Origin of the sequence: Pseudoalteromonas rubra (genome assembly GCF_005886805.2) — a bacterium.
Classification (GTDB): Bacteria; Pseudomonadota; Gammaproteobacteria; order Enterobacterales; family Alteromonadaceae; genus Pseudoalteromonas; species Pseudoalteromonas rubra_D.
Genome location: NZ_CP045429.1, coordinates 1510940 through 1535164, shown reverse-complemented (window position 1 = coordinate 1535164; position 24225 = coordinate 1510940). Strand labels below are relative to the sequence as shown.

Here is a 24225-nt window from a genome sequence, read left to right as displayed (position 1 = left end):
GCGTTAGCATTGTCATACCGGGTGATTAAAATATTCAAAAAGAGAGAAAAATGAGCAATAAAACCGTTTTAGTGACCGGTGCCACCGGATATAAGGGCACGGTATTAGTACCTAAGCTGCTCGCCAAAGGCTACCAGGTTATCGCGCTGGACACCCAATGGTTCGGTAACTTCCTGCCTGAACACGAAAACCTCACTGTGATTAAAGGTGACGTGCGTCATACCTCAGACATTGAACTGGGTGGTGTACACAGCATTATTCATCTGGCCTCGATTGCCAATGACCCCTGTGGAGACCTGGACCCTAAACTGACCTGGGAAGTAAGCGCACTGGCCACAATGCAGCTGGCAGACAAAGCGAAACGTGCCGGTATCAAGCAATTCATTTACGCCTCTTCAGGCAGTGTTTACGGTGTGAAAGATGAAGAGCAGGTCACTGAAGACTTAACTTTAGAGCCCATCTCAGAATATAACAAAACCAAAATGGTCGCCGAGCGTGTGCTACTAAGCTATGCCGACGATATGGCTGTACAAATTGTTCGCCCTGCCACCGTGTGTGGTTTATCGCCCCGTCAAAGACTGGATGTGTCCGTCAATATGTTGACGATGCAGGCACTTGAAAATAGCAAAATCACCGTTTTTGGTGGTGCGCAAGTAAGGCCAAACATCCATATTGACGATATTACTGACCTGTATATCTATATGCTGGAACACCCAGAGAAAACCAGTGGGGTGTTCAATGCAGGCTTTGAGAATATCTCCATCATGGATATCGCGAACATGGTAAAAGCTCAGGTGGAGTGCGACATTGAAGTGACACCTTCAAACGACCCAAGGTGTTACCGCATCAACTCAGACAAACTCCTTGAGACCGGCTTTAAGCCAACTAAAAATGTCGCCACTGCGATTGAAGAGCTGATCGCCGCGTATCGCGCAGGCCAGTTAAAAAATGAAGATCGCTTCTATAACCTTAAATGGATGCAGCGGGAAGTATTATGAGCAAGCAACAAGGCATCGTCGCCCCAATCCCTCGCCGGGATCCCATTGTCGCCCTGACCGAAGACTATGTGCATACACTGAGTCAGGTGCTGACGCAGCTCGATGGCAATGAAATTAAACAGCTGGTCAGTACTTTACTGGATATGAAAGCCAAAGGCGGTACCTTGTATTTATGTGGTAATGGCGGGTCTGCGGCCAACGCCATCCACCTTGCGAACGACTTTACATTTGGTGTTCACCCTCAAGGAGATGCCCTCAAAGTTGAGGCGCTGGCAGCAAATAGTTCAGTGTTAACTTGCCTCGGCAATGACATCGGTTACGACAACATTTTTGCCCATCAACTTAAGGTAAAAGCAAGTAAGCACGATGTGCTGATGGTGCTCTCAGGTAGCGGCAATTCAGGCAATATCATTCGTGCTATAGAGCAAGCTCACTTGCTCGGTATGCATACCGTCGGGATACTCGGTTTTGATGGTGGTAAAGCCAAGCCACTGGTCGACCAGGCATTTCACTTTGCGATCCAGGACATGCAGATCTCTGAGGATACCCAAGTGGTGATCGGACATATTTTAATGAAAGCCCTTTATCAGGAGCTCAATCATGGCTAATGCGCCAATCCTTGTACTCGGTAGTAACTCCTTTTCGGGCGCATCGTTTTGCGCCCATTTACTAAAACAAGAACATTCAGTGCTGGCTGTCAGCCGCTCAGCAGAACCACATAGCGCGCTATTGCCCTACAAGTGGCAGGCAAACCAGCCAGACTTTCATCAACTCGACCTGAACCACCAGCTGGACGACATTATGGCGCTCATCAAACGCCATAAAGTTAATACTGTCTATAACTTTGCTGCACAGAGCATGGTGGGACAAAGCTGGCAATATCCAGAACACTGGTTTATGACCAACGCAGTCTCGACCATCAAGCTGCATAATCAGCTCAAGGACCTAGATCACCTCGACAAGTACGTGCATATCTCCACGCCTGAGGTCTACGGTAGCTGCGAAGGCCTGGTCCAAGAGCACCGTAACTACCAACCGAGCACTCCTTATGCGGTGTCTCGTGCTGCAGCAGATATGAGCTTGCATACGTTTTTTGATGTCTACAAATTCCCTGTATTATTTACCCGTGCAGCGAATGTGTATGGTGAAGGCCAACAACTTTATCGCATCATCCCAAGAACCATTTTGTTTGCCTTGTTAGGTAAGGTATTACCCCTGCATGGCGGCGGTCACTCTACCCGTTCATTTATTCATATCGATGATGTGTCAGATGCCACACTGAAAATAGGCAATCACGGCACACTGGGCGAGACGTATCATATTTCGACCGAGCGCATGATCACCATTCGCGCATTAGTTGAGCTTATCTGCGATATGCTGCAAGTGCCCTTTGAGCAGGTCTGCGCTGTCACAGAAGACCGCCTCGGCAAAGATGCAGCTTACCTGCTGGACAGCAACAAGGTCCGCTCAGAACTCAACTGGCAGGATCAAGTCTCGCTGGAAAACGGCCTGGAGCGCACCATCGCCTGGGTGAAACAGTACCAGAGCGAACTTGGCACATTACCCCATGACTACATTCATAAAGCGTGAGATCCCCATGTCCGGACAAGAAATCGATTTATTAAGAAATTACCCTAAATCTAAGCGCGATACCAAAGGCCGCGCCAACGTAATCACCGAAGCGGACCGTGAAATTGCCAGACAATACGGCAAGGACTTCTTTGATGGCGATCGTACCTATGGTTATGGTGGCTTTAGTTACTTACCCCGTTTCTGGCAACCCGTGGTACCGGATCTCAAAGCACACTTCGGCCTCGATTCAGGCTCCAGCCTGCTGGACGTGGGATGTGCAAAAGGCTTTATGCTGTACGACCTGCAACAGTTGATCCCAGGTATGACATTGCGCGGACTGGATATTTCAGAATACGCACTGGAACATGCCAAAGAAGAAGTCAAAGATCTACTGACGCAAGGCAATGCCAAAGCCCTGCCCTACGAAGACAATAGCTTTGACGTCGTGATGTCAATCAACACCATTCATAACCTGGAAGAAAATGAGTGCGCCATGGCACTGCGTGAAATTGAGCGCGTCAGCCGTGGCAAATCTTTTATTACCGTTGATGCATATCGCAACAACGAAGAAAAAGAGCGCATGATGGAATGGGCTCTGACCGCCAAAACAATAATGCATGTGGATGACTGGAAGCAGTTCTTCCGCGACAACGGATATAGTGGCGATTTTTATTGGTTTATTCCTTAACCGGAACAAACCAAACTTGTGTGAATTACCCAATAAGCTGTAAGGACAAAAAAATGGAAGTAGTAATATTTGGAGCAGGAAAAGGCGGAAGCAATACATATCAACTCTTAAAAACCCAGAGTGATATAAACGTAGTTGCTTTTTCCGATAACAATGAGTCTATTTGGTATACCGAGATGTTTGGTGTTGAGATTATGGCACCAGAGCAACTCCAAGGGCTGGACTTTGATAAAATAATCATTGCCAGTCAGTATAGAAAACAAATAAGACCACAGTTAGAGTCACTCGGTATTTCACCTGACAAAATTGAAGTTGCCCATCAAAACCTGATGGACGGAACCAGCGTAAACGATAATATTTTCCACGTTTACTCAGACCATAAAGAGCCAGATTACAAACCTTATGTGTCGCTCAGAGAAGAAACCTTTAGAACGCTTGCGAAATATACCGAACTGGTTATTTCGAGAGATATCAAAGGTGACATTGCAGAGTTTGGATGTGGTACTGGCCAGTCTAGTTACATGCTCAGCAAAACAATGCGCGATTGTAATAATTACTACGGAACAAATAGCAAACTGCATTTGTTCGATAGTTTTGAAGGACTGCCCGTTTCTAAAAGTGAAGTTGATTTGGAGTCTCCGCTAGTGCAAGCGGGTGTATGGGGTGAATGTGCTTGTGCTTCAATCAGTGCGGACACGCTGAGCGATACCATACGCTCACAGCTTGATTTTAACAACTTTCAAACTTACGAAGGTTGGTTTAACGAAACGCTACCCACTATTGCCTCTGGCACGCAATTTAGCTTAGTACACTTAGATTGTGATTTGTATGAATCCACAATGCAAGTACTTGAGCACTTATTAGCCAACAATATGCTATCAGCAGGTGCGGTATTAATGTTTGACGATTGGAGTTGTAACAACAATTCACCTTTGTTTGGACAACAAAAAGCATGGACTGATATTTGTGATAAATACCAGATAGTGTTTAACGACAGAGAATACTATGGATTTGGCTCTCATGTGAAAGTGATTCACTCATACCAACCAAAGTAATCTCACTAAATAAGTGACGTTTTTCTTGAAGAGGAGAAGCAGTATGCAAACTGTATTATCTGACACAATGTCAACCAACGGGTGCTTTGCGTTAGTATGGTCCGATTATCTGCGGATTAACAATCCTGATAAACGAGTCATGGCATTTTCCAACTGCTTCGCCTCCTGTAAAAGACAAAGCGCTCACGATACGCCCAAGTCGACTTTGCAGTACTTTGAGCAATTAATAAGTAAGAAAGTAAATTAATATGACCCATTTAATTTCAGCTCAAATTCGCCATACTTTGTGCGATGTTTCAAACAAAACAAAAACCCCTCACCTGGGTAGCTGCCTGTCATGTGTAGATATTCTCACAGCCTTATATTGGAACGTGATGAACATATACCCTGATCAGCCAACGCATCCGGAGCGAGACTATTTTTTACTTGGTAAAGGCCATGCCGCCAGCGCTTTATATACAAGCTTGGCCTACCGCGGGTTCTTTCCTGTTGAAGATTTATATCAGCACGGCAGCACCGGCAGTCGATTTGAGGAGCACCCGGGGATCCATGCCCCTGATGGTGTAGAAACAGTCTCAGGATCTCTGGGCCATGCGCTGTCTCTGGCAACAGGTATGGCACTCAGTAAACAGCTCCAGGGGGCCAATAACCGTTTTTATGTGCTCATGGGCGACGGCGAAATCAATGAAGGTACGGTCTGGGAGGCGGCGATGTTTGCGGCCGGCAAGCACTTAAGTAACCTGGTTGCCATTGTCGATTTTAACAAGTTACAAGGTACTGGTGAAAGTACCGAAATTATGCATCTGGAGCCACTGGAAGAGAAATGGCGTGCATTCGGCTGGCATACAATGCGTGTCGACGGTCATGATCTCAGTGCGCTGGTACAGGCTTTGGAAGCCGCAAAATCCATCCAACAACCTGTATGCATTGTCGCGGATACTATAAAAGGCAAAGGTGTGTCATTTATGGAAAACGACAATAACTGGCATTACCGTATTCCAACAGAACAAGAAGTGGCGCACGCGAAACAGGAGCTGGGATTATCATGAGAAACGCATTTGCACGAGTCCTGACTGAGCTTGCCAAAGATGACAACAGCCTGCTGCTTTATTATGCAGATATCGGCAATCGGTTGTTTAACCCGTTAAAAGAGTTTGCAGAAGATCGTACCATCAATGCCGGGATCGCCGAAGCCAATATGGCTTCTATGGCCGCAGGCAGCGCAATGATGGGCCACAAACCCTTTATTTATACTATCACCCCGTTTACCACGTCACGGAACTTTGAGCAGATCAAGATTGATATCGCCTATCAGAATCAACCTGTGATCATCGTCGGTACCGGCTCTGGCTTATCGTATGCCAACCTGGGCCCGACTCATCACTCGTTCGAAGACATTGCTTTGATGCGTGCCTTGCCAAATATGCACGTGATCTGCCCGGCTGATGCCTATGAACTAGAGCAACTGATGCCACAGCTAATCAAGCTCAATGCGCCCTGTTACTTCAGGATCGGTAAAAAGAACGAGCCAGCAGTACACGAGGGTAAACCTGCTCTTACCTTTGGCAAGGTGCATGTGATGCGCCCCGGTGAGCGTATTGCCGTACTCAGTAGCGGCACCATTATGCCACTGGCACAGGAATTAGTGCACACCTTAAACGAACGTGGTGTGTCACCTGAGCTGGTGAGCTTCCACACCGTTAAGCCACTGGACCAGGATTACCTCAACGACGCAATGACACGTTTTGACCACGTGATCACACTCGAAGAGCACAATGTCAATGGTGGCTTCGGTAGTGCGGTTTTGGAATACTTTAGCGAACAGGTAAACTGGCCACGGGTACACCGTTTCGGGATCCCCGACCGCTTTATCGATCAGGTGCACTCTACCGCGGATGCCAGAGCGAAAGCAGGCCTGACTGTGACTGATATTATGAATACCTTATCAGAGCGAGGTGTAGTGTGATCATCGGTATTGATTTTGATAACACCATTGCCGACTACACCGGCGTGTTTTATCGCGTCGGCTGTGCGCTTGGTTGGTTACCTGAGTCGGTTGGCCAAAGTAAAAATGAGGTCAAGCAATACTTTATCAGCCAGGATAACGAAGCCAGATGGACTGAGTTACAAGGCATCGTCTACGGCAAAGAAATTACTCAGGCACAGCCGTATCCAGGCGCACTCGATGCGATGCAGCGCTTGCAAGCTCATGGTCACCAACTGGCCATAGTATCACATAAAACGAAATACCCGATTATCGGAAAACGGGTCGACTTTCATGAAGCGGCGACCCAGTGGCTCATAAGCCATAAGTTTATCGGCTCAATTGATGCACCTGTTTGTTCTGAAGCTGTTTTCTTCAATGAGACCAAAGAGCAAAAGATCGCGCGTATTGCACAACTCGACTGCGCCGTATTTATCGATGATTTACCCAGCATTCTGACTCACAGCGATTTTCCCGCCCAATGCCAGGGCGTTTTGTTTGCGCCAGATAAACACCCGGACCACGACGGCGCGTATATTAACCAGTGGCAAGCTCTGGATGCCTGGCTATGTTCTCAGTCGAACTAACACACTTTATTAGCTGCACTTTGGGTCAGGAAGACTGGCACTGCTCAGACTTGCCTCAGGGTGCAAATAATCAGGGCTACAAGCTTAGTGCGGGCGGCCAACCATATTTCCTGAAGTGCTTTGCACCAGGCGCACGAGCACTCAACAAACTTCACAATGAATATCAGTTTAGCTGTCAGTTGTCTGCAGCAGGCATTACTCAGATCGCTCGACCCCTGAACTATTGCCCGGCAACACTTTCTGCCATTTATGAATTTATTGATGGCCAGGCTGTTGAACAAATCACACAGCATGACATCAGCGCTGCCTATGATTTTATTCAGGCCATTAATGGGCCAAATATTGCCCGTGCTGCACTGAATGAAGCGACAGACAGCCCTGCCCTTTTGGCAGATTTTATTCATCTGATCACGAACCGTCTGACACGATTTGAAGCGCACAGAGGCAATCAGGACCTGGATGTACTGCTGACACAAATAGAAACCCGCACCCAGCTCATTAGCGCGACACCTGGCATCGATTGGCAACAAGCATGCCCTAAAGATGTGGTTTCGCCCTCCGATTTTGGCTTTCACAACGCACTTAAAAGTGCAGGCCAAATGTACTTTATTGACTTTGAGTATGCGGGCACAGACAGCAGCTGGAAACTGCTTTGCGACTTCTTTGCTCAGCCAGCATTGCCTGTTGCACTCTCCTATTTGCCACAATTTTTGCAGTCGCCATTATTTAAGGCGCAAGCATCAGAGCCTGCCACACTCAAAACCATCTATGAGCTCACCTTGCTCAAGTGGTGCCTGATCATGCTCAATGAATTTTTACCCGATGTACAAATGCGCAGAGCGTTTTCCTGGAACATTTCTTGCTTAAAAGAAAAGGAAGCAAAACTGCAGCAGATGCAGTTACAGCAACTCAATAAGAGCCAACGCTATTTTGAACAAATTGACCATAAAATACATCAATTACAGAACCTACTTAGAGACAGTTAAATGAAAGCAGCTATATTATTCGAAACAGGTCAGCCCTTAAAAATTGTTGATGGCATTGCGCTTCCGGAATTAACCACAGGTCAGGTTCAGGTCAAAATCCTATACAGCGGCTTGTGTCATTCACAATTAATGGAAGTCAGCGGCGGCCGGGGTGAAGACAAGTACCTTCCTCATCTGCTCGGTCATGAGGGCGTAGGCATTGTCGAAAGCGTCGGAGAGGGAGTGTCCAAAGTACAACCCGGAGATAAAGTCGTAATAGGCTGGCTCAAAGGCGATGGCCTTGATGCACCTGGCGGAAAATACCCGCATGATGGTTACCTCATCAATTCAGGCAGCGCCACCACCCTGAGTGAAAAAAGCATCGTTGCCGAAAACCGAGTGGTGAAACTTCCTGCTGACTTTCCGGAAAAAATCGCGATCCTGTTTGGCTGTGCACTCCCTACAGGCATGGGTATTGTGTTTAACGAATTAAAGCCTGAACCAGAAAAACACATCGCCATCTTTGGCATGGGTGGGATCGGCATGAGTGCGTTACTTGCAGCGAAACTCTTTTCTCCTACGAAGCTGATTGCCGTGGACGTCAGCCCGCAAAAACTTGAGATAGCCAAACAGCTTGGTGCCACACACACCATAGATGCCAGCAGCTGCGATCCGGTCTCTGAAATCATTAAACTGACAAACAACGTCGGTGTTGATTACAGTATTGAAGCAGGTGGTACCACACGCACCATAGAGCAAGCTTTTGAGTCTGTGAAGGACAATGGAGGCCAGTGTATATTCGCCTCACACCCTCGTGCTGAAGAAAAGATAGCACTGGAACCACATGCATTCCACAGAGGTAAATCGATCCGAGGTAGCTGGGGTGGCGGCTCCAAGCCAGATGTCGATATTCCTAAGTTTATCAAACTATACCAGAATAATGAGGTCGACCTGGAAGCCCTGCTTAGTCGAGTGTATCGATTGGATGAAGTAAATGAAGCCCTGGAAGATCTGAAAAACAAAAAAATTATCCGGGCCGTGATCGAAATTGCCAGCTGATTACCGGGGAGGTCATTATGAGTACCAATAAACCGAAGCTAACCAAGTATCCAAAACGTGTTCTGATGGATCTGAGCTCGGACTGCAATCTGAAATGTCCGATGTGTGTCGTTCATGGTGATACCGATAATCCCAAAGTTAATGCCATCATAAAAAAACAAATGAAGGCAACGGACGCGAAGCAAATACTTGATGAGATAGTTGGTCATACAACCACCATCGGACCTGGATTGTGGAGTGAACCACTTATGGGTCGGGACATCATGATGCACCTGAGAAGTATGAAACGTCGCGGCTTTACGCTGTCTATGAATACCAATGCACTGCTGCTCAACAAAAAGACCGCAACCAATTTAGTGGAAATCGGCGTTGACAGCATAACCATCAGTATTGACTCAACAACGAACGAAACGTTGAGCAAAATTCGTGGCGTCGAAAAGCTTGAAAAGATCCAGGACCACGTCTTGCAGTTACTAGCCATACGTGGCGACTCAGCAGTACCAAGAATAGGCGTCTCTTTCACAAAACAACCAGAAAATCAGCATGAAGAACAAGAATTCATAGAAAAGTGGACCGAAATAGCGGATTTTGTTCGGGTGGGTGAGATTTTCGAAAACGGTAAATTCCCCAATATTAAAATTAACCCTGAAGATAGAATTCCATGCGCAGAGTTGTATGAGACGATGACAATACACACCAATGGTGATGTCTCAATTTGTTGTCTGGACGGATTTAAAGACGTAGTGGTGGGTAATGCCGTGGAAGAAGGCGTTCAAAACGTATGGCAAGGCGACAAGTTAAACGAAATCCGCAAACACCATGAAAATGGTGACTGGAGTAAAGTGCCTTTTTGTGAAAACTGTGACCGCTGGGCTTCAAACAGCTTCACAGAGAGACAAGAAGGAAACTTACTGATTCGCCAATCCGCAGAATTCACTTTTTACAACCGAATCGACAGGCTAAACACTTGGAAAAGCAGGTAATTTGATGCAAGACTATTTAAACTTGGCACAATTCGGCCAATACCTGAAAAACAATGACATTGAGGCTATCAGAGCTGAACAAAGAAAAAACTGTGTCACCCTTAAACAACTACAGTCAGAACCCGTAGTAATTTTAGGTGCCGCAGACGAAGGCGTGAGATTATTAGAGATTTTAGACGCTATGGGGGCATCCGACGTAACCATAGTTGATATGAACCCAGCCAAAAAAGGACAATGCTTGTTGGGTAAGTATCTGGTTCAGCCCTTTTCGGATCCAATCGTTTGCAATGCACACGTCATTCTCGCCACTCACAGAACGCTGAATGCCTATAAGCTTTGTCAGGAGTCAAAAGCACGCTCCGTTACCCCGTTTTTGCATTTGCAAACGCTTTACCCTGACACCTTTGAGCCCCATTTCTTTCATAAAAACATGCTGGAAATCCTCAAATCAGGTGTAGATGATATCACGCAGCTTGCTGATACCCTGGTTGATGAAACCTCAGTGCAGGTTTTAGAAGCCTGTTTAAACTATCGTATCTTTGGTGTACCCACCGTTTTCGATCCCATTGTCGATTGGCAGTTATATGAGCCAAGAGCAATCGATCTCACGCCCTTTGCCGAAGTATACGTCGACTGCGGCTCTTATGATGGCGACAGTGTCTTGCTGCATTTGTCCAGATACACAGAGCGTGTTAAACAAGTGTTCGCTTTTGAACCGGATCCCTCGACATTCGAAAGACTGGTTGCTAACACCTCGGAGTCAGGCAAAGTCACATGTATCAACAAAGGCGTTGGTGACAAAGTCAGCACCTTGTATTTCTCTGCGAACAAAGAGCGGGCATCGCTGTTTACCGATGCAGGAGAAGTCGCCGTGGATATTACCAATTTAGATACAGAGCTCGCTGATGCAACCCCGACACTAATCAAAATGAACATTGAAGCATTTGAGCCTCTTGCTCTGGCAGGCGCAGAAACGCTCATTGCAAAAGAGACGCCTGCGCTGGCAATTTCAGCGTACCACCAACCCGAGCACATTTTCTCTTTGCAACAACAGGTTGAAGCGATTGCGCCGGGTGTCTACCAGTTTTATTTACGGCAGCACGATGGTGGGCTCGTAGAAACAGTGCTCTATGCACTTCCAAAAATTAAGGCATAAATTATGGGTATAAATCGACAAACTTTTCAACTGATGCTGTTGGAAAACCAGTTCAAAGAACTTGCGGGTGATTTTCTGTGTATTGGAAAACAAACGGTCAATGTTGAGTTGAATGATATTGTGCAGTTGATGGAAGATCATCAACTAGACACCAGCAAGGTAAAGTCTCTGATCTCTGATGAAAAATTTGATTCCGCTACACGCCATGGCAATCAATCATTGTATGATCACGACTTGCTCAGTGCCCTGTCGCCAAATCTCAACTACCATTGCCTGGATCGCTCTGATTATGAAGGGGCGGATATCATTCAAGATATGAATGAGCCATTGAGCGCCGAGTTAGTGGGTAAATTTGATGCCATATACAACGGCAGCTGTATGGATAATATCTTTAACCCCGTCTCCTTTTTACAAAATACCACCCACCTGCTCAAGCCTGGTGGCAGGATCATACACATAGAGTGTGCCAGTTCAGTTGCCGGTGCTTACCTGATGTATTCGCCCGAATGGTTCTTCAGTTACTACTCAATCAATGAATTCCGCGATTGCAAGGTTTACGTGACAGTTGCAAGAGATGCATCTGATAGCGTCTATAAGTTTAAAACTGACTTATACGAATGGAAGCCTGATTTCACCAGAGGGGGAGCTTACAATTACATTGATGCCTGTAAATCTATCAATGGATTAATGCATGTTATTGTTGTTGCTGAAAAAGGTGAAAACTCAACAGCAAATAAGAGCCCGATCCAAATGCAATACCTTGATGAAAATGCCGTGGATTGGCGTGTTAACTATCAAAAATTTGTACAATCCGCCAGACCTAAACTAAAGGCACCTATTCAAAAAGAGCAAGCCAGACTGCCGCTGGATAGTGATCACTTTATCTACTTAGGGAGCGATTTCTAACAATATGGGTAAACAAAATGTCATTCTGTACGGCGTTAACAGTATTACAGAACAGCTGTTGGGGACTTTCCCCAACGCGACGCTTGTTACAACGCGAGGCGGTGAATTATCAAAAAACAGAATGGCTGTCAGTATCAAGCAAATCCAGGCGTCAGGCATTGCGTCTTTTGACAAAGTGATTATCTGTTCGATGTTTGTTGACGATATTGCCAACACTTTGCTGGATGCGGGATTTCCGCTGGAAAAACTATTCTTTTACAACATCGCTAGCTGTCAGATAGAAAGCTGTATTGACGCGGTATCTCCCCAAATCAATACGGATAGCACACTGTATGTTGTTTACGATACCAAACTGAACCTCCCTTGCTATGATGCGCTAAGCTTTACCGCAGTCGCTGAGGCAGAGCGCAAGCGCCTCGGCCTCAAGCACATACATTTTGTGATCATCCCAAAATATAGCACTGACGATAAACTGGCATTTTGCAGTAACTACCCGCTACAAGAACATACGTGGCGGATCAGAAATATTGTCAAACCAATATTTGAAAGCCTGGGGTCCGTGGTTGGGGTCACTGAGCTTACCTCGCGTCAGGAATCAAAACATATACTCGGCGATAAAAAATTCATTTTCCCGGATGAATTTCTGGCAACCGACACAGGTATTGCTTTTGGCCTGGCTAAACTCCAGCAGTACGACAACATTGAAACTAACATGCCAGAACTCAGTATCAGTGCGTTTGCCAAACAGCTAGTGAACAACCTGATACAAAGTTACGGTGCCGAGAACAAGAAGCTGCTGACCTTCACGTTTCGCAATACCCAGACTCATCCAGAGAGAAACTCAGATACTGCACCATGGCAAACGTTCATAGAAGAATTAGATTTCGACAAATACCTGCCAGTGGTGATGCGAGATACGATTGAATGTACTTCAAAGCCAGTGTTTTCGGATAAAGTGATTGAGCTGCCTGCCGCTTCAATCAATTTTGCGTTAAGGCTCGCGTTTTACGATGCAGCCTACATTAACTTTAGCGCCTCATCCGGGCCCAGTTTTGCTTACTACTTCATTCCTGGATGTTCTTCTATTCGATTCACGCCCGTGAGTGAAAGCCATTTTGCCACCAGCAAATCCAATGTGGAAAAAACCGGGATAAGCACCAGTAAGCGCGAGCAGTTTTTTGCACACAATGGCCTTCATCAGGTTATTTTGGAGCAGGAGACCTATGAGTCTATCTCCACTGCTTTTGACACTCAAATTAGCCGTTTGGAAGGAAGTAACTAGTGCAATTTTATGACTTTCTTACCCGGGCATTGCGCACTGGGGGAGTGACACAAAACGCTACTTTAATCGTGCATAGTGCTTTTAGGCCCCTTGCCCAACATCAGGTTGACCCTGCTGCATTGTGTGAAACCCTGGTGGAACACTGCAAAACCGGCAACGTCATCATGCCAACCATGAGCTGGCGCACTGTCACACCGCAAAATCCGGTATTTGACTGGCACAAGACACGCTCACATACCGGTGTTATGACTGAGTTATTTCGTACTCAATTCGCAACTCACCGAAGCCTTCACCCTACCCATTCAGTAGCGGCAATAGGACGAGATGCCTACGAGATAACAGCCGCCCACCATCTGGACCCTGGCCCATGCTCTGTGCATAGTCCATACGGCATAATAGAAAACTCAGCGCTACGCGATCAGTGCTACATATTGCACCTGGGTGTAGCTTTGGAGAGCTGCACCTATATCCACCATTTCGAAGAGATGTTTGCGCCTGAAATCTATCTGGCACAAAACCTGGAAAACTATACCCTGGTGGATAAATCAGGCAACCCGTCTGAGTATCGGCTACACAGACATACCAAGCGAGTGCGTGATTTTCATCAGTTTGGTTCACGGTTACATCGCTCTGATGGCATACATGTTTTCCACTTTGGTCAGTATGATGTCACGCTGGTGAATGTCAGTGTGTTGTCACACGTTGTCAAACAGGCATTTGCATCCTCGTCGCACGCAACTCTTGCGCCATACTCATATATGGAGCGGTCAACAATATGAGTCAACTTGCTGAATTCAATACATCGCCTCACTTAGCTATTGGCCAGGAAAAAATTAAAGAACTATTGCTCAAGGCGCAATCATCGGGCAGCAATCACTATCGACTTTGTCTGCATCAGGACACTAACAGCCTTATTCAGGAAATGATCATTGTGGTATTGAAAGGTGCATTATTTCCGGTGCATAAACATCCACCCGGCAAGAGTGAGTCGATCCATTTAATTGACGGTGAGCTTAGCACTTTCCTGTTTGATGATGATGGCACCGTAATCGACATCATGCATCTTAGCTCTAACAGTAAAAATCCAAACCGATCACTGATCCAGCGTATCAATGGAGATATTTGGCATCTGCCACTTTGCACAAGTGAGTACGCCATCTACCATGAAATATATGCTGGCCCTTATGACAAAGAGCAAGATGTGGCGATACCACCATGGTCACCGCAACCACAAGAGCCAACTGCTTTAAAGCAATTCTATCAAGCATTGCAAGATACCTATTTAGAAAATAAGAACGATGAAACGTAATAAACAAATACTAGCCATTCATGGGGGTGAGAAACTGATCACCCAGGGAATGCCAAAGCGTGTCGCTTTTGGTGAGGCAGAGGTGAACGCGTTAAATGAAGCGGTCAGCTATTACTCTAACTCTGATGTTGACCCGGGCTACTTTGGCCCATTTGAAAATAGCTACTGTGAGAAATTCAGCGAGTATATGGGCGGTGGCTTTACGGCTGCTGTAGCAACGGGTACAGGCGCCTTATTCGTGGCACTTGCTGCATTAGAGCTGCCTGAAGGTAGCCATATCGTCATGTCGCCAATTACAGATCCTGGCTCCTTGAATGCGGCAATTTTGAACGGCTATAAGGTATCTCTGGCAGACACTGAGCCAGGTAGTTTGAATACCTCATGGGCTCAGATTGAACAAGTCATCACACCCGAAACAAGCGCTATTTTGCTCGTCCATTGCGCTGGCATTGCCGCAGATATCGAACTGATTGCTGAACAAGCAAAAGCAAGGGGTATCAAGTTACTGGAGGATTGCTCACAATCTCCCGGCGCACACTGCAAAGGGAAAAAACTCGGCACATTTGGCGATATTGCAGCACTGTCAACCATGTACAGAAAAAGTCTGGCTTCCGGGGGAAGTGGCGGGCTTATTTATACCCAAGATAAAAGCTTGTACTATAAAGTCCTTGCCCACGGCGACAGAGGGAAAGATTTTGCCAGTGAAGATTATCAGGAACGCAATGCAGAAACGTACATGTTCCCCGCCCTTAACTGGAACACCAACGAGCTCTCTTGCGCCATCGGCATCGCCTCATTGATGAGGTTAGACGACACCATCAAAAAAAGAGCGCTATTCTGCTCACGGATGATAGAACTCATCAATTCCACGCAACTGTGCACAGCAGCGGCGTTTATTGATGGCACCTCGCCTTTTTTCCTGACGGTGTATTTAAACACAGATGATCATACTCTGGATAAAGACGCGTTCTGTAATGCACTGCTCGGAGAAGGGGTTGAACTAAACCCACACTACCGTTTTGTGGTATCCCAGTGGCCCTGGGCGAAAAAACACCTGATACCGGACAAAAAAACACCTAACGCTATTGCAGCAAGAGATGCCTCTTTTAATCTCTATCTAAATGAAAATTATACAATCGAAACAGCGCAAATCATTTATGAAGCGTTCCTAAAAGTAGAAGCCTACTTTTTAGATTCAATGAAAGCTGATTTAAAATAATGAGAACCCTTATGAACCAAAGTCAGAGTGAATTGGCAAAGCAGTATTTTCATCACAGAAATGACTGTCGATTATGCCTCAGCGAAAACGTGGTCAAAGCTATCCCTTTCAAGCCAACACCGATTGCTGAAAAGTACAGTGACTCACAACAAAAAGATACCTGCCCACTGTTTCCTGTCGATCTCTATATCTGTCAGGATTGCGGCCATGTGCAAATATTAGATGTGATTGCACCTGAGTACCTGTGGGCTGATTACACTTACCATTCAGGTCAGACTCAGGGGATCATCGATCACTTTAAAGACGTTTCAGAACTGATCCTCGACAAATATGGTCCGCTTCCTAAGCCCTTCGTGCTGGATGTAGGCAGCAATGACGGGACCTTCTTAAAGTGCTTTAAAGAAAAAGGCTTCAAAGTACTAGGCATTGATCCGGCCAGCGATATTGCAGCCCAGGCAACCCGCAATGGGATCGAAACAATCGCGGACTTAATGACTGCCGAAAACGGCCAAAAAATCGTTGCTCAGCACGGTCAGGCTTCTTTAGTAACCGCTTTTAACGTGTTTGCACATGCGGACGAAATGCGTGACCTGCTCAAAGGAATTGCAACAACCCTGGCAGCCGATGGGTTATTTGTGTTTGAAGTATCCTATCTCAAAGACATCATAGATAAGATGCTTATTGGTACCATCTTCCATGAACATTTATGCAACCATTCTCTTAAACCTATGATCAACTTTCTTGCCGCAGAAGGGCTGGAAGTGATCCATGTTGAGCATGTGTCGATCCAGGGTGGTTCCATTATCGGATTCGCTCAGCACAAATCAGGCCCTCGCCCGACTCAGCCTTCTGTTGCTGAGATGGTCAAACAAGAGGACGCCAGTGACTTGCACAGCATGACCACAATGAATGCATTCGTTGCGCGCTTTGACACCATGAAGGAGCAAGCCAAAGCCCTGATTGCTAAGCACCAACCTGGTATCATCGCAGCTTATGGCGCGGCACGTAGTGGCCCTATGCTGTTAACTCAATATGACATTGGCGCTGACATCACAGAAATTTATGATGACCACGCACAAAAAGTTGGACGCTACTCACCCGGCGACAGCATTTTAGTTGAGCCAACCGAAAAGCTAATGGACACAATGCCAAAATTAACCGTGATACTGGCCTGGATCCATGCCAAAGCCATTGTCAGAAAGCACCTGGATTATCTCGAACAAGGCGGTGCATTTTTAACCTTGACACCTCAGGTCGTACTCATCACGAAAGAGAACTATGCAGACTTCATCCGCTAAAATAAAACTGGGCTTCATTGGCGCCGGTTTCATCGGCCAGGTTGCGCATATTGAGAACTATGCTCAACTGACTGACTGTGAACTGCACGGAATAGCGGATCTGCGCCCAGAATTGCTGGCACAAGTTGCCAGCAAGTTTGGTTTTAATCACACCTATGCCGATCATCATGCGCTGCTTGAAGACGATGACATTGATGCCGTTGTGGTCGTAACAGCACGTGCTCACACCGTAGAAGTGGTCAGAGATTGTCTGCTCGCCGGGAAGCATGTATTCAGTGAAAAGCCCATGGCTGGTAACAGTAAAGATGCCAGTGCGTTAGTCGAACTGGCCAAAGCCCGAGGGCTCGTTTACTGCGTGGGTTACATGAAACGCTTTGATGCCGGTGTAATAAAAGCAAAAGCCGTTTTTTCACAGCTGATCGACACTAAAGAGTTAGGCGAATTACTGCAGGTCAACGCACACTGCTACATGGGTGATAGTTATTGCAAAGCCGGTGGCTATATTCACTCACAACAGGCGCGGCCGCAAATGCCTGATGAGGCCGACTTTGCACCTGACTGGCTCACTAATGAACATCGTCCGCTGTTCGCGCGCTATGTCAATGTACACTCACACTTGTTGAATTTACTCAGGTATTTTCTAGACTGTGACTTGGGCGTCGAGTACTTTAACTTTGTATCGGCAAAAGCCCATGTGTGTGTTATGCGGACTGACCGCCAGCTCGTGACTTTGCATACGGGTGAAGTCGAGCAAAAAGACTGGCAGGAACAGTGCACATTTGTGTTTGAACATGGTCAGTTGCAGCTTACTTTGCCACCCGCTCTGCTACGTAATGTCCCTGCCCGGGTCGAATTGCAGCGCAACGGTGAGATCAGCGAAAAAACCCAGTATCAGGTTCCCTGGTCCTGGGCATTTAAAGAGCAAGCTCAGGCGTTTCTTGATGCATTGCAACAGCATAATCTTAGCAGCCCAATCGCTGCTAGTGCGGCACTATCCGACATTCAACTTGCAGAGGCAATATGGCAAAAGATCAACAATTAACGCCAATTATATTTGGTGCCAGCGGGTTACTGGGCAGCCACTTGTTTAGCCATTTCATAAAGACACGGCCGAATTCAATTGGCACCTATGCCCGTAATCCACAACCAGGCATGCAACAGTTTCAGCTTCAGGAAAACACGCTGGCCGATCTAACACTGAATTCGTCGTGTCACTATATAGCCATCATTTGTGCTTCGCTCACCAACATTGGTGCAATTAACGCGGATCCCCAAAAAGCAGCCAAAGTGAATGTTGACGCAACACTTGCCCTGATCAACGAACTCCATGAACAGCAGATCCCGATTATCTTTGTCTCTTCTGACAATGTTTTTACCGGTGATCAGGGAGGCTATACCGATGATAGCCTAGCCCCTGCCGTATCTGAGTATGGCAAGCAAAAACGCCGTGTAGAGACGGCTTTGATGTCACTCACTGAAGGTCAGGCCACTGTCATACGGCTGGCAAAAATCATTGGTAGCCCTGGCGCTGACGGAACGATCCTCAATGATATCGCAGGCCAGATAAACTCGGGGGATCCGGTCAAAGCCGCCACGGATTTGATTTTTAATCCGACTGACGTCAAGGATATTGTCCGTGCTGTCGACTTCCTGGTAGAGCAAAACGTTAAAGGTGTGTTTAACTTTTGCAACCCAGAGTCCTTCAGTCGCTATGACCTGGCTAAAATGATAGCCACGGCACTACAAAGTGGTACACCGCTTCAGAAAATCCGTTTTTCAGAGCTGGACCCAAGTGGTAAGCGCCCTCTGAACACAACCATGATAAACTCTGCACGCTTCTCTGAGTTTAGTTTTACCTCTGTGCAAACTTGTATTGAAACCGGTATCGGGCAATGGAAAAAATGACTCATAAGCCAAAGCGCGTGTTAGTACAGGGCAATTTTGATGTGCTCCATCCGGGTCACATCAGATTGCTCAATTTCGCCCGGGATTGCGGTGATGAGCTCATTGTCGCAATCAATACTGATTCAGCAATGGCCGTAAAAAGCCGGGTAAAAGAAAAACACCGTTTGGAAATTGTGCAGTCGCTTGAATGTGTTGACGAGGCTTTTCTGACCGATCAGCCGCCGGAGCAGGTCGTAGAGCAACACCAACCGGCCATTGTAGTTAAAGGGAAAGAGTTTGAAACCCGGCACAATGCCGAGTTGAGCGCGCTGCAGCAATATGGTGGTAAACTGGTGTTCGGCTCTGGTGAATTTGAGACCAATGCTGACCATTATATTCGCCGCACCACCTCAGTTGGACGAAACTTTGACTACCAGGAAGCCAAGCAATTTGCACAGCGTCATGGCATCACACAATCCGACTTAGTCAGCCTGTTTGAAAGTATGCGGGCCTTACGGGTACTCGTGATTGGTGAGGTCATTGTCGATGAGTACGTGCAAGGTACAGCCGTCGGATTATCTCAGGAAGACCCCACCATAGTGATGACACCTAACCGTAAAGACAGGTTTCTGGGTGGGGCAGCCATCACTGCCGGGCATATCAAAGCACTGGGTGCCAAAGAGGTGACACTGGCTTCGGTGCTGGGTGAGGATAATACGGCCTTCTACGCCACTGAGAATATCTCAGGTTATCAGGTCGAGCCCTTGTTCTTTACCGACACAAGCCGCCCTACCCCACTAAAAACCAGATATCGGGCAGGTAACAAAACACTGCTGCGTGTTAATCAGGTCAGGCAGCACAAAATTGCCCGTGAATTACAGGAACAAATTTACAGTGCCATAGAACAAAAGCTGGATTCGACAGATCTGCTGGTCTTTTCCGATTTTAATTATGGTGTATTACCTCAACCGCTTGTTGAACGCTTAAGTACGGCGTGTCGGCAGCGTAACATTCGTATGGTCGCGGACAGCCAGACCTCCTCTCAGGTGGGTGACATTTCACGGTATTGTGGAATGGACCTGCTAACGCCGACAGAAAGAGAAGTGCGCGTTGCACTGAATAATACCGATGATGGCCTGGTGGTCCTGGCCCAAAAACTGATCGAGAAAACACAAAGTCAGAATCTGGTGATTACGCTGGCTGAGGAAGGGATACTGGTGCATAAACCCGATCTGCCCTTGCAAAAGTGGGAAAATGATCGCCTGCCAGCACTGAACCCAAACGCCGTTGACCCTGCGGGCGCTGGCGACTGCCTGCTGGCAGCCAGCTCTTTAGCACTGGTTGCAGGTGCCAACATATGGCAAGCCTGCTATCTGGGGAGTCTGGCAGCCGCTTGTCAGGTTGCATCTCTGGGCAACACCCCGTTGTCCTGTCAAATACTGGAAAAAGCCGTCAAGGACTCATTTAGTTAATATGAAAGCCATTTTACTCGCTGCTGGTCTTGGTACCCGCCTTCAGCCCATTACCAACACACTGCCAAAGTGCCTGGTTCCCATTAATGATGTGCCCCTGCTTGGCTTGTGGATAAACAAGCTAGTTCAACTAGGGGTAGAAGAGATCCTGATCAATACACACTATTTCAGTGAGCAGGTTGAAGCCTATGTGGCTGCGCACCCTCACAATGCCCGCATCACATTAAGTTATGAAACTGAACTGCTGGGTACAGCCGGGACGCTGGTCGCTAACCGAAGGTTCTGGCAGGGAGAAACTTGCCTGGTGATCCATGCTGATAACTATTGTCAAAGCTCGCTACAAGGCATGCTTGAAGCACATCACCAGCGCCAGGCAAACACCGATGCAACTCTGTTACTGTTTGAAACACCAACACCGCAAAGCTGCGGCATTGTGCAGCTGGACGAATATCAGGTCATCCAGGAGTTTCATGAGAAAGTCGCAAACCCACCCGGAAATCTTGCCAGTGGTGCCCTGTTTATATTTGGACCCGCGGTATACGAGCGGTACTTTTCTGACCTAAAACCCAATCAGCATTATGAGCTGAGTATCGATATAGTGCCGAATATGGTTGGCAAACTGCAAGGCTGGCGAGTAGACGACCACTATATTGATATTGGTACTCCACAAAGCTACGCACACGCGCAAAACCTAGCCAAACAGACTGCGCATCACACCTGCAATACTGGCTCAAACCTTGCTTAATCACAGCATAGTTACTTCGAAGGATTTACATATGTCATTTTGTCAAAACTGGGATCAACTCTACCGCAGCAATCAGCACATGTCCGTGTGGCCATGGAGTGAAGTTGTCAGTGGTGCGTTGCGTAATACCCGCCTGAGAGACGGCGATGAAACATTTACTATTCTGGAAGTAGGATGTGGTGCTGGCGCAAATTTTCCATTTTTCTTGAGTTATTGCCCAAACGTGTATGGCATTGATGGCAGTGACTTTATCATCGGAGAACTAAAAAAGCGGTTCAGTGACATTGCTGATAACTTATATGTCGGCGACTTTACACAACCCTGGCCTTTTGAGGCACAATTTGACTTAATTGTTGACCGGGGCGCATCTGTGCATAATCCGGCCAGCAGTATTCAACGCTATCTTGAACAGGCGTATGACCGACTCAAACCCGGTGGTGTCATACTGATCACAGACTGGTTCAGCACTGAGCATTCTGACTACGCCAAAGCACCAGAGTCGGTCGATCACTATACCAAAACCGGTTACACCTGGGGCCCGTTTGCTGATGTCGGCAATGTTAACTTTTTCGACGCTGAGCTGATCCACCAGCTCGTCGCAAAATTTGATATTGTCTCGCTCAGTCACGGTCAATCCAGTGAATATGGCAGTGATGGCGTCCACGCAGCGTGGAGTATGGTATTAAAAAAGCCCGCTCATGAAGAATAAGTTTAGCCTTGAGCCGTGTGAGCTGGACCAAAACTGGGACAGCTTCATTGCAACTTCACCCCATGGTACCCCGTTTGTTCACAGCCAATTTATCGCTTTACTGGACGTTAAATACCACGCTTATTACTGCTGTAAGGGCAACGAGAAAATTGCCGCGGTGTTACTGATCGTGGATGAGCATGAACAACGCGTCGTCGGTCATCATGACGTGATCCATGACGGGATTATGCATCGCAATATAGATCACCTGAATCGCGCCCAGCGTCATTCGGAGTTATTTGCTGCACAAGAGTACATTGCTGAGTACCTTGCTGAGCGCTATGCTCAGGTAACCCTGAAGCTACATCCGGCCATCCAGGACATTCGCGCATTCTTATGGGTTAACTACCACAACGATGGCCCTAAATATGCTGTCACGCCTCGCTACACGTCCGTGCTTGAGTTAGATGAGTTTGCCGCGCCTTTGTCAGCACTTGAGCACTCAGACAACTATAACAATAGCTCGGTATCAAGGCGACAGGAGATCCGCTACGGTATTAAGAAACAGGTGACGCTCAGTGAGTCGTACGACTTTACACTATTTGCCCATTATTACGGCCTCACCATGGCACGCCAGGGCATTGAAATTAGCCCAGCCCAACTGGATACGCTCGCGGTGAGAATCAAAAGCCTGGCACAACAGGGCCTGCTCTGTATGTATCAGGCACACACCAGTAACCAGGAAATAGGCAGCTTTGCGACCTACTTACTCCAGGGGGATACGGCCTATTATTTTTATGGTGCAAATCACCCTGAAATGCGAGACAGCCATACTGGCACCGCGGTGTTATGGCAGGCTTTTCCGCTACTCGCCCAAAAAGGCGTGTCAAAGTTAGACTTAGAGGGGATCAACAGTCCACAGCGGGGGTGGTTCAAATTGAGCTTTGGTGGTAACGTCGAACCGTATTTTCACATCCGGCTGGACAAAACCGACGCTTAATTTGCGTCGGTTGCCCGCATAATTGACTCGTACGCCTCAACCAATACTTCTGCCTGACGCCAGCACTTACCACTAAAACGACCCGAGACAACGACGTTATCAACGCATCCTGTCAAGGTCTCATAGTTCTGCTGATTGACAGCCTGGAATTCTGTTGTCGGTACGGGGAAGGTGTTGTTAATGACCTGAGTCTGCCCACTGACACATTGCGCGTGCGGATCGACGATGCCCATAGATTTTAGCTGTTCGATGATCTCAGATTCTGAAAAGGACGCCACCTCATCAGGACTGCATAGTATTTCTGCGGATAAATGATGGTGTTGATTTTGCCCGGTTAGATTAGGGTACAAAGTCAATCGAAAAATAGCGCTGTTCGCGTCCCAGACCCACAAATAATGTGACTTTTTATCCAGCAAAGGCCGATCAAAGTTGAGGTGGAAAATAAGTGCGGTACGCAAGGTCACCTGACCTCTGGCTGGCGTCAGTCCCATCGCACCCAGTGCGATAAAAGGAGGCGCGCTCCAGAATAGAAAATCGCATGCCAAAGTGCGCGCACTATTCGCCAGGGTCAGACTCGTTACCTTGTTGTTCTGGTGAACTATCTGTGCAACGCGTTCTGATGTGATGATTTCAACACCAGCCTGCTCTACACGTTTTTGTAGCTGCGTGACCCAGTAACCAATCCCCTCTCCGGTCGTCGGGTAATAGTACGTTACCTCACTCAGGTTATCCTGTGCTTTGCGCTGTTGAAAATCAGATTCTCGCTGATACCCCAGCTTGGCATCGAAGGCCGGTAGCTGCTTAAGGGTTGCAGCGACATCGGCTGGCAACGCCAGAATGCGGGTAAAGCCAAATAACCCTGCTGCCATAGTCAGACGCTTCAGGGGAGCATCCTGACCATAGAGTTTGCGTAATATCGGCACGACAATGCTTTCTGTGAACACAATTCCCAAAGAATTGGCACAATACTCATAAATCAAGCCAGACTCTGGCAAGTCGGTATGATTGATAAGCTCGCCGCAGCCCTTCTGGTAGATATCTTGTGGGAGTTTTGACGCATCCGGAAATGGGCTATTCAAGTCCCAGCTACCAGCAAAGTAGTTCCCTGAGCACAACCTGGCAATTTTATGCCAGCTGTCAGTATCCGCATCGGCAAACAAAATGTCATCCAGCTCCGCAACACCTGTCGCGTTGGGAATGTGTGAGCCCATATCATAGGCAGCGCCAGAGCTGTCTTTAACAGAGCAAAACAACCCCCCCACAGTGTCGGCCTGTTCAATCAGTACCACCTGATCAAATCGTTGTTTTAAAAGCACAGCCGCAACCATGCCACAAATGCCACCGCCTACTACAACTGCCTGATTATTTGCCATAA

General features: G+C 47.2%; 25 protein-coding genes. 24 read left to right on the top strand and 1 reads right to left on the bottom strand.

From position 1 onward, the window contains the following. Nucleotides 1–50 precede the first annotated feature (50 nt). The 24 genes from CWC22_RS06510 (at nucleotide 51) to CWC22_RS06395 (ending at nucleotide 22850) form a co-directional block, all read left to right on the top strand. Nucleotides 51–998 carry an NAD-dependent epimerase/dehydratase family protein gene (locus CWC22_RS06510; RefSeq protein ID WP_138538159.1) on the top strand — a complete coding sequence of 316 codons (948 nt, stop codon included), beginning with the start codon at nucleotides 51–53 and terminating at the stop codon, nucleotides 996–998. Next, a complete protein-coding gene (locus CWC22_RS06505; RefSeq protein ID WP_138538158.1) occupies nucleotides 995–1606 on the top strand; it encodes an SIS domain-containing protein in 612 nt (203 codons plus the stop codon). Before CWC22_RS06510 ends, CWC22_RS06505 begins: the two co-directional genes overlap by 4 nt. Continuing rightward, on the top strand, nucleotides 1599–2588 hold the full coding sequence (locus CWC22_RS06500; RefSeq protein WP_138538157.1) for a GDP-mannose 4,6-dehydratase: 990 nt from the start codon (nucleotides 1599–1601) through the stop codon (nucleotides 2586–2588). Before CWC22_RS06505 ends, CWC22_RS06500 begins: the two co-directional genes overlap by 8 nt. After that, entirely contained in the window at nucleotides 2566–3258 is a 693-nt protein-coding gene (locus CWC22_RS06495) for a class I SAM-dependent methyltransferase (RefSeq protein ID WP_230090628.1), read from the top strand. The genes CWC22_RS06500 and CWC22_RS06495 overlap by 23 nt, the downstream gene beginning before the upstream one ends. A 53-nt stretch (nucleotides 3259–3311) precedes the next feature. Continuing rightward, nucleotides 3312–4313, top strand: a complete 1002-nt coding sequence (locus tag CWC22_RS06490) for a TylF/MycF/NovP-related O-methyltransferase (protein WP_138538156.1) — start codon at nucleotides 3312–3314, stop codon at nucleotides 4311–4313. Between the two features lie 248 nt (nucleotides 4314–4561). Next, nucleotides 4562–5362, top strand: coding sequence for a transketolase (locus tag CWC22_RS06485; protein ID WP_138538155.1), 801 nt, complete (start codon nucleotides 4562–4564; stop codon nucleotides 5360–5362). After that, nucleotides 5359–6279, top strand: coding sequence for a transketolase family protein (locus CWC22_RS06480; RefSeq protein ID WP_138538154.1), 921 nt, complete (start codon nucleotides 5359–5361; stop codon nucleotides 6277–6279). The genes CWC22_RS06485 and CWC22_RS06480 overlap by 4 nt, the downstream gene beginning before the upstream one ends. Further along, nucleotides 6276–6884 (top strand): HAD family hydrolase, encoded by a 609-nt coding sequence (locus tag CWC22_RS06475; RefSeq protein ID WP_138538153.1) that lies wholly within the window; start codon nucleotides 6276–6278, stop codon nucleotides 6882–6884. The genes CWC22_RS06480 and CWC22_RS06475 overlap by 4 nt, the downstream gene beginning before the upstream one ends. After that, nucleotides 6866–7870, top strand: coding sequence for a phosphotransferase (locus tag CWC22_RS06470; protein ID WP_230090627.1), 1005 nt, complete (start codon nucleotides 6866–6868; stop codon nucleotides 7868–7870). Before CWC22_RS06475 ends, CWC22_RS06470 begins: the two co-directional genes overlap by 19 nt. Then, nucleotides 7871–8908 (top strand): zinc-binding dehydrogenase, encoded by a 1038-nt coding sequence (locus CWC22_RS06465; protein WP_138538152.1) that lies wholly within the window; start codon nucleotides 7871–7873, stop codon nucleotides 8906–8908. 17 nt (nucleotides 8909–8925) lie between these two features. Then, the gene (locus tag CWC22_RS06460; RefSeq protein WP_138538151.1) at nucleotides 8926–9891 is read left to right on the top strand and encodes a radical SAM/SPASM domain-containing protein; all 966 of its coding nucleotides are present in this window, start codon (nucleotides 8926–8928) and stop codon (nucleotides 9889–9891) included. 4 nt (nucleotides 9892–9895) lie between these two features. Continuing rightward, nucleotides 9896–11047 carry an FkbM family methyltransferase gene (locus CWC22_RS06455; protein WP_138538150.1) on the top strand — a complete coding sequence of 384 codons (1152 nt, stop codon included), beginning with the start codon at nucleotides 9896–9898 and terminating at the stop codon, nucleotides 11045–11047. Nucleotides 11048–11050: 3 nt separating this feature from the next. Further along, a complete protein-coding gene (locus CWC22_RS06450; RefSeq protein ID WP_138538149.1) occupies nucleotides 11051–11953 on the top strand; it encodes a class I SAM-dependent methyltransferase in 903 nt (300 codons plus the stop codon). A 4-nt stretch (nucleotides 11954–11957) separates the two neighbouring features. Beyond that, on the top strand, nucleotides 11958–13235 hold the full coding sequence (locus CWC22_RS06445) for a hypothetical protein (protein WP_138538148.1): 1278 nt from the start codon (nucleotides 11958–11960) through the stop codon (nucleotides 13233–13235). Next, nucleotides 13235–14014 (top strand): AAC(3) family N-acetyltransferase, encoded by a 780-nt coding sequence (locus CWC22_RS06440; protein WP_138538147.1) that lies wholly within the window; start codon nucleotides 13235–13237, stop codon nucleotides 14012–14014. The genes CWC22_RS06445 and CWC22_RS06440 overlap by 1 nt, the downstream gene beginning before the upstream one ends. Further along, on the top strand, nucleotides 14011–14544 hold the full coding sequence (locus tag CWC22_RS06435; protein ID WP_138538146.1) for a WbuC family cupin fold metalloprotein: 534 nt from the start codon (nucleotides 14011–14013) through the stop codon (nucleotides 14542–14544). Before CWC22_RS06440 ends, CWC22_RS06435 begins: the two co-directional genes overlap by 4 nt. After that, on the top strand, nucleotides 14534–15763 hold the full coding sequence (locus CWC22_RS06430) for a DegT/DnrJ/EryC1/StrS family aminotransferase (protein WP_138538145.1): 1230 nt from the start codon (nucleotides 14534–14536) through the stop codon (nucleotides 15761–15763). The genes CWC22_RS06435 and CWC22_RS06430 overlap by 11 nt, the downstream gene beginning before the upstream one ends. Before the next feature lie 11 nt (nucleotides 15764–15774). Next, on the top strand, nucleotides 15775–17061 hold the full coding sequence (locus CWC22_RS06425; RefSeq protein ID WP_138538144.1) for a class I SAM-dependent methyltransferase: 1287 nt from the start codon (nucleotides 15775–15777) through the stop codon (nucleotides 17059–17061). Then, complete coding sequence (locus CWC22_RS06420) at nucleotides 17042–18103, top strand: Gfo/Idh/MocA family protein (protein ID WP_138538143.1); 1062 nt, start codon at nucleotides 17042–17044, stop codon at nucleotides 18101–18103. Before CWC22_RS06425 ends, CWC22_RS06420 begins: the two co-directional genes overlap by 20 nt. Continuing rightward, complete coding sequence (locus tag CWC22_RS06415; protein ID WP_138538142.1) at nucleotides 18082–18966, top strand: SDR family oxidoreductase; 885 nt, start codon at nucleotides 18082–18084, stop codon at nucleotides 18964–18966. The genes CWC22_RS06420 and CWC22_RS06415 overlap by 22 nt, the downstream gene beginning before the upstream one ends. After that, nucleotides 18954–20417, top strand: a complete 1464-nt coding sequence (locus CWC22_RS06410) for a PfkB family carbohydrate kinase (RefSeq protein ID WP_138538141.1) — start codon at nucleotides 18954–18956, stop codon at nucleotides 20415–20417. The genes CWC22_RS06415 and CWC22_RS06410 overlap by 13 nt, the downstream gene beginning before the upstream one ends. Before the next feature lies 1 nt (nucleotide 20418). Continuing rightward, nucleotides 20419–21162: a nucleotidyltransferase family protein gene (locus tag CWC22_RS06405; protein ID WP_138538140.1), complete on the top strand. Its 744-nt coding sequence runs from the start codon at nucleotides 20419–20421 to the stop codon at nucleotides 21160–21162. Between the two features lie 31 nt (nucleotides 21163–21193). Continuing rightward, entirely contained in the window at nucleotides 21194–21871 is a 678-nt protein-coding gene (locus CWC22_RS06400) for a class I SAM-dependent methyltransferase (protein WP_138538139.1), read from the top strand. Then, complete coding sequence (locus tag CWC22_RS06395) at nucleotides 21861–22850, top strand: GNAT family N-acetyltransferase (RefSeq protein ID WP_138538138.1); 990 nt, start codon at nucleotides 21861–21863, stop codon at nucleotides 22848–22850. The genes CWC22_RS06400 and CWC22_RS06395 overlap by 11 nt, the downstream gene beginning before the upstream one ends. On the opposite strand, the gene CWC22_RS06390 is transcribed toward CWC22_RS06395, so the two are convergent. Next, nucleotides 22847–24223 (bottom strand): FAD-dependent oxidoreductase, encoded by a 1377-nt coding sequence (locus CWC22_RS06390; protein ID WP_138538137.1) that lies wholly within the window; start codon nucleotides 24221–24223, stop codon nucleotides 22847–22849. The genes CWC22_RS06395 and CWC22_RS06390 overlap by 4 nt on opposite strands. Nucleotides 24224–24225: the final 2 nt, after the last annotated feature.

Excerpts from the sequence above, each read along its gene's own strand:
- CWC22_RS06415 (WP_138538142.1), top strand. The coding sequence starts at position 18,082 with ATGGCAAAAGATCAACAATTAACGCCAATTATATTTGGTGCCAGCGGG.
- CWC22_RS06420 (WP_138538143.1), top strand. The coding sequence starts at position 17,042 with ATGCAGACTTCATCCGCTAAAATAAAACTGGGCTTCATTGGCGCCGGT.
- CWC22_RS06400 (WP_138538139.1), top strand. The coding sequence starts at position 21,194 with ATGTCATTTTGTCAAAACTGGGATCAACTCTACCGCAGCAATCAGCAC.
- CWC22_RS06435 (WP_138538146.1), top strand. The coding sequence starts at position 14,011 with ATGAGTCAACTTGCTGAATTCAATACATCGCCTCACTTAGCTATTGGC.
- CWC22_RS06495 (WP_230090628.1), top strand. The coding sequence starts at position 2,566 with ATGACTACATTCATAAAGCGTGAGATCCCCATGTCCGGACAAGAAATC.
- CWC22_RS06390 (WP_138538137.1), bottom strand. The coding sequence starts at position 24,223 with ATGGCAAATAATCAGGCAGTTGTAGTAGGCGGTGGCATTTGTGGCATG.
- CWC22_RS06490 (WP_138538156.1), top strand. The coding sequence starts at position 3,312 with ATGGAAGTAGTAATATTTGGAGCAGGAAAAGGCGGAAGCAATACATAT.
- CWC22_RS06505 (WP_138538158.1), top strand. The coding sequence starts at position 995 with ATGAGCAAGCAACAAGGCATCGTCGCCCCAATCCCTCGCCGGGATCCC.
- CWC22_RS06465 (WP_138538152.1), top strand. The coding sequence starts at position 7,871 with ATGAAAGCAGCTATATTATTCGAAACAGGTCAGCCCTTAAAAATTGTT.
- CWC22_RS06405 (WP_138538140.1), top strand. The coding sequence starts at position 20,419 with ATGAAAGCCATTTTACTCGCTGCTGGTCTTGGTACCCGCCTTCAGCCC.
- CWC22_RS06500 (WP_138538157.1), top strand. The coding sequence starts at position 1,599 with ATGGCTAATGCGCCAATCCTTGTACTCGGTAGTAACTCCTTTTCGGGC.
- CWC22_RS06395 (WP_138538138.1), top strand. The coding sequence starts at position 21,861 with ATGAAGAATAAGTTTAGCCTTGAGCCGTGTGAGCTGGACCAAAACTGG.
- CWC22_RS06460 (WP_138538151.1), top strand. The coding sequence starts at position 8,926 with ATGAGTACCAATAAACCGAAGCTAACCAAGTATCCAAAACGTGTTCTG.
- CWC22_RS06470 (WP_230090627.1), top strand. The coding sequence starts at position 6,866 with ATGTTCTCAGTCGAACTAACACACTTTATTAGCTGCACTTTGGGTCAG.
- CWC22_RS06455 (WP_138538150.1), top strand. The coding sequence starts at position 9,896 with ATGCAAGACTATTTAAACTTGGCACAATTCGGCCAATACCTGAAAAAC.
- CWC22_RS06510 (WP_138538159.1), top strand. The coding sequence starts at position 51 with ATGAGCAATAAAACCGTTTTAGTGACCGGTGCCACCGGATATAAGGGC.
- CWC22_RS06430 (WP_138538145.1), top strand. The coding sequence starts at position 14,534 with ATGAAACGTAATAAACAAATACTAGCCATTCATGGGGGTGAGAAACTG.
- CWC22_RS06485 (WP_138538155.1), top strand. The coding sequence starts at position 4,562 with ATGACCCATTTAATTTCAGCTCAAATTCGCCATACTTTGTGCGATGTT.
- CWC22_RS06450 (WP_138538149.1), top strand. The coding sequence starts at position 11,051 with ATGGGTATAAATCGACAAACTTTTCAACTGATGCTGTTGGAAAACCAG.
- CWC22_RS06480 (WP_138538154.1), top strand. The coding sequence starts at position 5,359 with ATGAGAAACGCATTTGCACGAGTCCTGACTGAGCTTGCCAAAGATGAC.
- CWC22_RS06410 (WP_138538141.1), top strand. The coding sequence starts at position 18,954 with ATGGAAAAAATGACTCATAAGCCAAAGCGCGTGTTAGTACAGGGCAAT.
- CWC22_RS06445 (WP_138538148.1), top strand. The coding sequence starts at position 11,958 with ATGGGTAAACAAAATGTCATTCTGTACGGCGTTAACAGTATTACAGAA.
- CWC22_RS06425 (WP_138538144.1), top strand. The coding sequence starts at position 15,775 with ATGAACCAAAGTCAGAGTGAATTGGCAAAGCAGTATTTTCATCACAGA.